The sequence below is a fragment of the Pseudoalteromonas sp. ATL1 genome, assembly GCF_058933015.1.
Map to the genome: position 1 here is coordinate 4,162,329 of NZ_JBZYXL010000001.1, position 10,532 is coordinate 4,172,860.

The following is a 10,532-nucleotide window of genomic DNA, read 5'->3' on the forward strand; positions in this document are numbered from 1 at the left end:
ATATTACTGATGAACTATATCTGCGTTAACGTCCTCACCACCTTCTTGGCCGTCCGCACCTAATGACTTCAATAAATAAGGCGCGCCATTCTCTCCCGGAACTTTATAAACATAAGCATTTCCCCAAGGGTCCATAGGAACATCCTTAGGCAAGTATGGGCCATCCCATCTCGAAATCTCGCTGCTTCTTAACTCTTGTAAAGACTTAGGATAATTGCCAACGTCAAGACGGTATGTATCAATAGCCGTTTCAAAAGCAGCCATTTGAGCAGCGGCTATTTTTCTCTCAGACGAGCTTAGTCTTTTAAAAAAATCAGGTGCAACTAATGACATCAACAAACCCAAAATAACAATGACTATTAGTAGCTCCATCATAGTGAAGCCCGTTTGCTTATTTTTTTTCATAATTATACTTCTGTTAAACGCCATTTTTTCAATCACTTATTCTTAACGAAAATATATTTTCTTAAAAAGCGAGCTACGCGCCATGCATGCTGAATACAAGCCGAGTAACAAATAAAAACCAGTAAGAACAATATCAGCATTCCCCACTCAGGTACACCCGCAAGCTCCCCCATAACCCCAATAGATGCGAGTCCAATTGCAAAAAAGCTAATACTTGCAAGCGCTCGTCTAGGGCTAAAACCAATGCGCATAAATACATGATGTAGGTGGTCTCGATCCGCCATAAAAGGGGATTGACCTTTCTTCACTCTTCTTATAATGATCGCCATCATATCCATTAAAGGAACCGCAATGATCCAAAGTGCAGTAACTGGACTAAATGCATTGCTCGTATGTGATTGCGTTGAGATCATCAGCAACCAAATAACGCTTAGGCCAATAAACATTGAGCCTGCATCGCCCATAAATATCTTTTTATTACGATGTCCTTTAACACCAAGATTAAAAGCAAGGTAAGGTACGATGGTCGCGATAATAATAAGTGGTAACACACTAAGCTCACCACCGTTAACCAACATTAAGAACAAAATTGCGGTGAATGTCGTGATACTCATCGCCCCTGCTAGGCCATCAATCCCATCAATCATATTGAATGCATTAATCGCTGCGATGACTGCGACGACAGTAAATGGGATGCCCCATAATCCAAGCTCAATATCTCCCATGCCAAATAGGTTGCCCAAATTATGGATGTACGCATCAGAGCCCCACATCATAAGCAAAGCAACAACGGCTTGCACACAAAGTCTGATCTTAACTCCTAACTGCTTGTAATCGTCCACCACTCCCAATAAAACGATAGCGGCTGCACAGACTAGATAAACAACCAAACGTTTCTCTAGAGGAATAAAGACCAAAATTGAGATTAAAACAGCGAGGAAAATAGATAAACCGCCAATTAGTGGGATCGAGCCAACGTGTTTTTTTCTGCTACAAGGTACATCAACTAAACCGATCTTTTCAGCCAATGGTTTTACCATAAAAATAGTGCAGTACGAGGCAAAAAACGCAAAAAAGATGACCATACAGATCCACATATCCTCAAAGACTTCCTAATATCAACGGGCGATTATACCGCTTTTGCCCAATAAAAAAAATTGTCGATAACACTTTATAACACTTATTTTCTTATTGGCTTTAAAAGGACAAAATGTCTAAACAAAGCAATTGCAGTCGCTAAAGCAAATCCTAAGAAAGTAATACCTGTGCAAATTAACGCGCGTTTCGGTCCTGCTTTACGATCTGGCTCAATAGCAGGGTCTATGGTTTTAAACACGTATTGTTCTTGCGTTTTTGCCAGCATTTTGGTTTGTTCTTGCTGTTCAATCAACTGATAGAAGATACGTTGCATATCAGCAACGGCCGTTTCTTCTAATGTTTTTGTTAAGTACGCAATTTTACCTTCAGCTTCCGCAACGTCATGTTTTTTCATGTACAAGTTAATTTCCAACACCAAATGATCAGCGATAAATTTGGCTAGCTTCGGCGAGTAATGGGTCACAGACAGTGTTACTATGCCCTTTTTCTGCTCTTCTTCAATTTGTACGTTATTGCCCATGACAAAATCGAAAACTTCCTGCACGCTTGGTTCGGCAGTCATTGGCGGCACAACATCTCGCAGCCATTCTCCGGTTTGCGTGTTATACATTTTGTCTTTGTATATCAGCTTATCCGTTGCTAAATCCCAACCTTCTGTCGCCATCAGTTTAGCTTTAAGGTCATATTTATCCACAAATTCGCTAATAAACGCTCTACTTTTTAGCACTTGCAAAGCCAACTGTGATTTATTTGACTTTCCACCACCAAGGTTCACGCCAGCCATTGCCGCCAGGCCGCCAAATTCAGACTTTAGCCCTGACAGCATACCCCCTTGATCATCTTCCGCAGGCGTTAATATAGTCGTTGCCTGATAGACATTAGGCAACGATAGCGCAAAAAACACACTACCGATTGCAAATACTGTTGATAGCGCAATAATGAGAAGCTTATTTCTCCACAGTACAGATAAGATCTCGGTAAGATCGACTTCGTTGCGTTTTATAATAGTTGCTTCACTAATTTCCAATTTTTTCACCTCAAATTGCTCTAGTCTAACTTCGAAAGTGAAGCTGCAGCGAGGGCGAGTTGAGCAACGATCGTCGTGGCCGATGTCCAAAGCTCTACACTGTTTACATATTCGATATCTAAAGGTACAACGATAGTGTCGCCAGGCTCGAGCTGACCTGCTCTGTTATTAACCGCAAACCAAGAAGCCGCGCCCCCTGGTAACACCACTGATCCATTCGCTTTAATGATATAGATGCGTTGTTCATCTGCCTTTTGTTTTAGGCCACCACTGGCACGAATGTATTCATCCACATCTTTTGCAGGATCATACAAATGCGTAGACGCTAGGTTTACTTCACCAATTACGCTAACAGAATCTTGCCTTGAAGGGATATATAACGCATCACCCGTTTCTAGTTGTAATTGTTGCGTTGACGTTTTATCCAGATCAATGACCAGACGGCCTAGTGCTTTCACTTTGGATAAATCACGAAGTATTTGATCCATGTCTTCATACTGCATGTTATTAGACGTATTACTTGATGAGCTTTGCTGGAACGTACTCGTCACAATATCACGACGCAACACCTGAGTTAGCCTTTGGATCTGAGACTGTTCTTTACGTTTAATCGACTCGCGCGTGAATATAGCAGCCTCTTTGTGAGCGAACTCACTCAACCCACCTGCACGCTCTAAAATACTCTCCAAAGTATCACCCCGGTTAATTGTGTACGTACCTGGGAATTTCACTTCACCTACTAGTTTCACTTCTAAACGTTCTTGCCAGTTGGGTTTAGGGAAAACATTTACGGTATCTTTACTAGTAATAGTAAAGCTTTGCTTTTCAAGTTCTTGCAAAGCATTGAATTCAACATTTTCAAATTTACTGCCATTTGAGTAATTAGCTCGGGTTAGCTCCGCTTTTTCTAAGAAAGCAGACTCCAAAAACCCACCTCCAGCATTCACAGCATCTTTAAAAGTCGCATTTTTAGGTAGCGGATATAAATTCGGGAACCTGACTTCACCATTGACCGCAAACACTTGAATAGGAGCAGACACACTCGCTTGCTGTTGCAGTTTGGCCACGATTGGCGCAAGTAGATTTTTACGGCTGAATACTGCGTAGTCTTCTTCTTCAATTTCTTCTGGCTGCTCAAAAAGTGCAGCAATACTGCTAATAAACTCTTCTTCTTCCTCTTCGAAATTAAAGCGTTCGTCTTCTTTTACACCGATATATTTTAGAAATTCATTGCGTTCGTATTCTTCCCAAAGCTTCACATTTTCGCGCATAGCCAATTGCTCTTCTCTATGCGCTAGCTTTGACAGTAGTTGCTCTTCTTCTTCTTTTAACTCATAGCGACTGAATACAACAATTGTGTCATTTGACTGCAGCTCTACATTTGCCGTGTCATCTTTAATCATATCTTGAATAGAGAATTGCAAGATCTCTATATCGCCTTCCAAGTTCGTTTCTCTAACAATCAAACCATAGTTAAAATCAGCAATAGGCAGTAAATCTTCTCTAGGGCTTGTGAAAACATCGCGTAGTGTTTTGCCTGGCTTCCATTGATAATGTCCAGGACTTGTCGCAGCACCGACTAAGGTGATGGTATCTTGTAAACGAGATGACGCAGTATAAACCGTTACCTCATCTCCATTGATTGGCTGGTAGTTACCATCATTCGAAAAATCGTAATTTAAAGTGATACGCTTACCATTACCGTTGTAACGAGATACAGAGACTCGCGATTTATTTGCATTGGCTTTTAGACCACCTGACATTGCTAAAACGGTGTTTAAATTGTCACTTTCTTTTAACTCAAAAATAGCTTGGCGATTTACTTCGCCCTGAATGGTGATTTTTTTAGTTGCCGGTGGCACAAATACAACATCACCGGGCTTTAATACAACATCATTCGAGCTATCACCTTCAAGCAATAAATCATACAAATCAAATGTTGTGACTAACTTGCCTGCTCGCTTTACTTGCACGTTACGCAGTGAACCTAATTCACTTACACCGCCTGCAACAAATAAGGCATGTGTCACCGTTGCAAGTGGTGAAACCGTGTAGCTACCTGGTTTATAAGCTTCGCCCACCACCATGATACGCATGGCGTTTAGCTCGCCCATACTAATAAAGGCGCTGACACCAATCATTTCATCTTCAATTTTATTTTTAAGAAGTACTTTTAATTCTTTAAACGACAAACCGACAACGTGCACTGGCGCAAGATTAGGGATTGCTAGTCGCCCCTCTCTATCTATTAGCACCTCATATTCTTCACTTGTTTTTCCGTACAAATTAATTTTAACGTTGTCTCCCACTCCTACTAGATAGGTATCTGGAATTGCCGCCAACTCGGTTGGTATAAATGTGGTCGGTTCACCCTCAAAAAGCTCATAACCAAATGGTTTTAACTCTAGCCCTTTAGGTTTAAATCGGTCTTCAAACTCTTCATCTTCAATTTGCTTTTTTGCACGCACTTGAATAGTCGCTTCAGATTCTTCCTTTTCGTCTTGTTTTGGATCCTCTTTGCCTAGTTTGTCTGCTTCAAACCCATATTTTTGAGCAAGTGCTTCCTGCTGTGCCTTAGGCAACTTTTTAAACTGCTCGATTTGCTTAGGACTCGGAGATGCCGCTTGAGCAACATGACCTACGCTGAAAAGAAAAACTGACAACAACAGAGAAAAGACAGCTAATTTACTGAACTTCACGAATATACCCTTATTGAATACGCGACTAGACCGACGAATGATACAGTATTTCTGACCCAAAAAAAATGGGACACTAAGCCCCATTTATGTTTAAAAATGTTAAAGCTTAAAAGCTATAGACTAAAGTCAGTGACGTTTCAGTATCTGTGTTGTCCTTTTCAGCTGCAACATCTGAGTTATGTATCACGTTGTAAGCGACTTTCATCTGAAGCGAACCATTAATTTTGGTCATCAAAGCCGATTCAGATGTGGTTTTTGTATTGCTATCACCGTATTCCATTGCAAGTAATTGGGTAAATCTCGCGTTTTCAGATATTTGCCAATTAAAGTCTAGTTTAGCGACACCAATAACTTCATTCTCAGATGTACCTGCTAGCGGTTTACCGTTTTCATCCAGAGCTGAACTTGAATTTTGATGCTCGAAACGTTTGATACCCGGACCCACTTCAGCATTCAGATACATGTCTTCACTGTTTAGTAGTCTTAAACCGTAACCAACAGATATGACAGTTTCATTTCTATAGGCACCAAAATAATCAGAAACATATGAACCATAAATGAATAAATGGCTATGGTCTTCTTCTAACTTGTAGTTGCCCTGTGTAGAAATAGAGTACTTTTCATTGGTACGCTCAGTAACACGCTCACCCGCATCGTTCTCAATTTCATCTTCTTTATAGATGGCGTTCAACTTATATTCATTATGCCAATTTTCTAAGTTGTGCTTTGCTTTTAACCCACCTTTCAACGTGGTTGTTTTGGTGTTACCACTAGTGATAATCGCCCCCACTTCACTGCTCACATCCCAGGTTTTCTTGGTTTTAGCATCCGCATTACTTGCGTGTGCAGTGCTTACAATACCTGCCATTACGCATAGTGACAAAAGTTTAAATTTCATTACTCAACAGCCTTTCAATAATTAGTCTTTGTGAAGATGAACATCCATTTGCGGGAATGGAATGGTAATACCAGCGTCATCAAGAGAGATTTTTATATTTTCAACCAATTCAAAATAAACCGGCCAATAATCGGAAGTTTTGACCCAAGGGCGAACTACAAAATTAACACTTGAATCAGCCAATTCTAACACCGCAACGTTATAAGCAGGGTCTTTCAAAATACGTTCGTCTTTATCAAGCACCGACTTTAGGACTTGTTTAGCTTGTCGCAAGTCCGCGTCGTAACCCACACCAATCACGAGGTCTATACGACGGGTTTTCTCTCGAGAGAAATTAACAATGGCACCTGACATAATGGCCGAGTTTGGCATAATGATGACCTTGTTATCTGGCGTCTTTAATTCTGTTGAGAAGATCTCTATTTTTTGCACGCTTCCGGCCTTTCCGCCCGCTTCGATATAATCTCCCGCCTTGAATGGACGCAAGATAATAATCAACACACCTGATGCAAAGTTAGACAAAGAGCCCTGAAGCGCCAAGCCAATCGCCAAGCCAGCCGCACCTAAAATCGCAATGAATGAGGTTGTTTCAACTCCAACTTGTGAGAGTGCCATCAGAATTGTGGCTGCAAATACAGCGGCATAAACGATGTTGGCAACAAAGCCACCTACAGCCTTATCTATTTTGCGCTTTTCAAACGCTTTAACCGTTAGCTTTTCAAAAGCTTTACCTACCTTCAAGCCAATCAATAAGATAACTAATGCAATGGCTGCTTGAATCGCAAAGTGCATCAACATGTCTGAGTTGTCATTTAACCAATTTAACGCATTATCCATTAGGCCTCCTAGGCTCAATTCTTAATTTGTCGCGGATCATACATAGATTATATGAATATTGCCTGTATGGTAGGATTTTTTTATTTCAGCGCTTTTTTGACAAAAAATTGAAATTTTACTTTGCAAGTGCCAGATATTTATGTATTATGCGCGCCACACACCAACGAGGTGTTGTTATTGCGGCGGCTGTAGCTCAGTTGGTAGAGCCCTGGATTGTGATTCCGGTTGTCGTGGGTTCAAGTCCCATCAGTCGCCCCACTCTTTTCTCAAGCTAGAAGTATCTAGTGTCTTTTTATATCAATTTCTATTTTTTAAAAATACGGAAAACTCTCTTTCCAAGTTGTTTTTATAAAGCCAGATTCACTGTGCTTTTTACTTTTTCGTAGATAAAAAAATGCCACCTTTCGGTGGCATCACACACGGGATTATTTCTACGTATAGATAGAAATTCTTTACTTCCAGCTTCTCATCTTATGACCTTTAAGGGCATAAAATAGAATAAACAAGTAGCTGGGGATCATTAAACTATATGCACCTTGTGCACCTAAGCCTACAGCATTACCGATACCAATTAGCAGAGGTCCCAAAGCACCACCTGCAATACCCATTATCAGTAAGCCTGATGCGGTACCCGTTAATCTGCCTAGCCCATCTAAGGCTAAAGGCCAAATTGCAGGCCATACCATGGCATTAGCAAAACCTAACAGCGCAATGCACAATAACGGATCAGGTAGCTGAGGTCCACCAAATGGGACGAGTAACAGATTTGCAATAGCAAACGAATCATTACTACCCATCACGACGGCTAATACAGTTACAATACCTGCAATTCCAGACATCATCAAGGCACTTTGTTGTGACATGAAACGAGGGATAAGTGCAATACCAATTGCATAGCCTATCAACATACACGCCATAGTGTACGAAGTCATGACTGAATAGTCTGCAATTCCCAGCTGCAGCGCATATGAACCAATGGTATCAGCGGCAATAACCTCAACAGCAACATATAACGCAATACCTATAACACCAAGTACTAAATGAGGATGAGATAATGTTTCTTTTAATTCACCTTTGCCAGATCTGCTTTCTTCATGAAACACCAAGTCAGGTAGCGGTGAAAATTTGGCAAAAAGTGCAAACATAAAAATTAGTCCTGCAATTCCCATGTATGGTGCAATTAGGCTATTTGCCATGATATCTTTTTGCTCTTGAGTTAGCTGCGCGCCACCTTCTACTAATCCGCTCACAACGACCGCAGCAAAAATAATAGGCACAATCACACCAGCTGATTTATTGAGTAACCCCATGATGCACACACGAACCGCTGCAGATTTTTCAGGCCCCATTTTTACTACGTAAGGGTTAACAGCTGTTTGTAATACGGTTTGCCCCACACCAATCATAAGTTGTGCAAATAAGAAAATCTCTATCATTTGCATCTTTGCTGCGGGAATATACATTAAAGCAGACCCTGCCATAATAACGCAGCCAATTGCCATCCCATTTTTATAACCCACTCGCTTAATCAGCATTGCAGAGGGAATACCAGCAACAGTTACCGCGATGTAAAATGATGAGATGATAAAAGAGGCTTGTAATGGGGTTAGTTCAAGCATTTGTTGCAAAAATGGTGTGATCGCACCATTTAACCACGTAATACAACCCAAAATGAAAAACATTGAACCGGCAAGTACCATTGGCAACCAAATACTCTGCCTGTCTTTACTTTCAATATCCACGATTGCTTCCATAAAGTTTCTTCTTGTTGCTAGTTAATATCATTATTTTTAGGGCTGTACATTAAAAGATTTAATTGGGTGGTGAACATTCACAAGCCAAAAACCAAAAAATGACAGCGCTGACATTTAACTTTACGTTAAAATATTACATTTTACTAGTTAGTTTTTAAACACAAATGTAACTAAAAAAGAAACTGTTAGTTTGAGTTCTAGCTACATTATGTGAGTAAGTAAAACTATAACTAGTTTAACTCTGTGATACGACTCGTATTTTCGTTACCTAAACGTGTTCTGAGCTGTATTTTCTCATTGCCGGATACTTCAACTGGTGAGCTATAAGATTGCCAGCTACTTCCACCATCCGTGCTGTACTCGATAGCTAAGTATGGAAAAGCGCTATTGGCATATAACTTACCATCAGTCACCTTCGCACCTGGCACAGGCAGGTTTGCATTAACACCCGATTTTTGTAATTTCCCGAGTTCTTTAAGCGACACTGCGGCCGCAAAGTCTTGCCAATCCTTGGTAAAATCTTTCGTTTTTATGCCAGACCTTTCCCAATCAGCTTTATGCCAAGCTCTTTCAGCGACAGAAATAATACGCGGAAAAATCATTGCAAGTACTTGCCCTTCGGTACGAATTGTTTCACTCCATACCTGCCCTTGCATACCCAAAATATTTTCAGGTTTTTCCAACTTTGGTAGCTCTCGCCCAACTAAAGCTTCTAAGTTCTCAATGGGTTCGCGGTTTCGCGTAAAATCCGCATTGCCATACACATCATCAGGCATGTAGCTAAACGCTTTTTTAGTATCAATGTAGCGAGTTGCCCAATAATAACCTCGCTCTTGCGGGTGTGCTTCATACGGGTGATCAAAATACAAATGTGTGCCATGAGATAGCACAACTTGATAGCCTTCATTCGCTAAACGGTAAGCTCTATCCGCAACGCCCCATTCCCAAATGTTATCCCATACATTTGCAGTAAAGGTTTTATTTGCAAAAGCTTGACGGTTAAAAGGGTTCACTCTGTCATACATTAAACCGTCTTCCCAAGCACCTGGGGTAATACCGCGTTTATGCAAAATATCCGCAACGCGTTTAGTAAAATATGGTTTTAGATCGGCCACACCAGCCACGCCGTTACCCGCGTCCGCAAATAGTGCCTGACATGCTTTAGAGCCACTCCAAGAGCCATTTCCAACCTCATCACCACCAAAGTGAAGATTAGTTAATCGTGTACCCGCCTCACGATACATACTTTGTAATTCATACGTCACTTTCTCAATGAAAGCATAACTTGACTCTAGGCAAACGTTGATGGAGTTGTCGGTGTAGTTTTGCACCGTCATATACTGCGAAGTATCACCCGGCTCACTCAGTAAATAAGCTTTCGCTTGCTCTTTTTTATCCTCAGCAACCAGTTTGTTGTATCTCGCTTCCATTGATTTGATTGAAGCACGCGCGTGACCAGGACTTTCAATTTCAGGAATTATCTTGATATGTCGTGCAGTGGCAAATTTTAATAATTCAATAAACTCGTCTCGCGTTAAAAAGCCATTGCCAGATCCCGATTTAAACGGCCCTGTACCGAGTTGTGTTAACAGACAAGATTGCTCGGTTAAGTCAAAACAACGATTTCCACCTATGTGTGCCAGTTCCGGTAATCCTGGAATGTCTAATCGCCACCCTTCGTCATCCGAAAAGTGCCAATGCAGCACATTCATTTTGTAACGAGCCATTTGCTCTACGAGTTTAAACATCGCGTCTTTGCCATGAAAGTTTCGAGCATTGTCATAGTGCATACCACGCCAACCAAAGCGAGGGCT

At 41.0% G+C, this 10,532-nt stretch carries 8 protein-coding genes and 1 tRNA gene; 1 reads left to right on the forward strand and 8 read right to left on the reverse strand.

Going from position 1 to position 10,532, the window contains the following annotated elements; translation table 11 throughout:
- Positions 1–3 precede the first annotated feature (3 nt).
- The 6 genes from gspG to AC5FX4_RS18275 all read right to left on the reverse strand — a co-directional run bounded on the left by gspG (position 4) and on the right by AC5FX4_RS18275 (position 6,964).
- Positions 4–405: a type II secretion system major pseudopilin GspG gene (gene gspG, locus AC5FX4_RS18250; protein WP_493607736.1), complete on the reverse strand. Its 402-nt coding sequence runs from the start codon at positions 403–405 to the stop codon at positions 4–6.
- Between the two features lie 32 nt (positions 406–437).
- Complete coding sequence (gene wecA, locus AC5FX4_RS18255; protein WP_493607737.1) at positions 438–1,502, reverse strand: UDP-N-acetylglucosamine--undecaprenyl-phosphate N-acetylglucosaminephosphotransferase; 1,065 nt, start codon at positions 1,500–1,502, stop codon at positions 438–440.
- 83 nt (positions 1,503–1,585) lie between these two features.
- Positions 1,586–2,539 (reverse strand): Wzz/FepE/Etk N-terminal domain-containing protein, encoded by a 954-nt coding sequence (locus AC5FX4_RS18260; RefSeq protein WP_493607738.1) that lies wholly within the window; start codon positions 2,537–2,539, stop codon positions 1,586–1,588.
- A gap of 11 nt (positions 2,540–2,550) precedes the next feature.
- The gene (locus tag AC5FX4_RS18265; protein WP_493607739.1) at positions 2,551–5,229 is read right to left on the reverse strand and encodes a polysaccharide biosynthesis/export family protein; all 2,679 of its coding nucleotides are present in this window, start codon (positions 5,227–5,229) and stop codon (positions 2,551–2,553) included.
- Positions 5,230–5,335: 106 nt separating this feature from the next.
- Complete coding sequence (locus AC5FX4_RS18270; protein ID WP_493607740.1) at positions 5,336–6,127, reverse strand: DUF481 domain-containing protein; 792 nt, start codon at positions 6,125–6,127, stop codon at positions 5,336–5,338.
- A gap of 21 nt (positions 6,128–6,148) precedes the next feature.
- On the reverse strand, positions 6,149–6,964 hold the full coding sequence (locus tag AC5FX4_RS18275; RefSeq protein WP_493607741.1) for a mechanosensitive ion channel family protein: 816 nt from the start codon (positions 6,962–6,964) through the stop codon (positions 6,149–6,151).
- 182 nt (positions 6,965–7,146) lie between these two features.
- Between AC5FX4_RS18275 and AC5FX4_RS18280 the strand changes: the two genes are divergently transcribed.
- Positions 7,147–7,222, forward strand: a tRNA-His gene (locus AC5FX4_RS18280).
- A gap of 194 nt (positions 7,223–7,416) precedes the next feature.
- Here the strand turns inward: AC5FX4_RS18280 and nagP are convergent.
- Together nagP and AC5FX4_RS18290 are read right to left on the reverse strand one after the other, a co-directional pair.
- Positions 7,417–8,718 (reverse strand): N-acetylglucosamine MFS transporter NagP, encoded by a 1,302-nt coding sequence (gene nagP / locus AC5FX4_RS18285; RefSeq protein WP_493607742.1) that lies wholly within the window; start codon positions 8,716–8,718, stop codon positions 7,417–7,419.
- A 230-nt stretch (positions 8,719–8,948) separates the two neighbouring features.
- A partial coding sequence (locus AC5FX4_RS18290) for a family 20 glycosylhydrolase (protein ID WP_493607743.1) occupies positions 8,949–10,532 on the reverse strand: 1,584 nt, incomplete at its 5' end.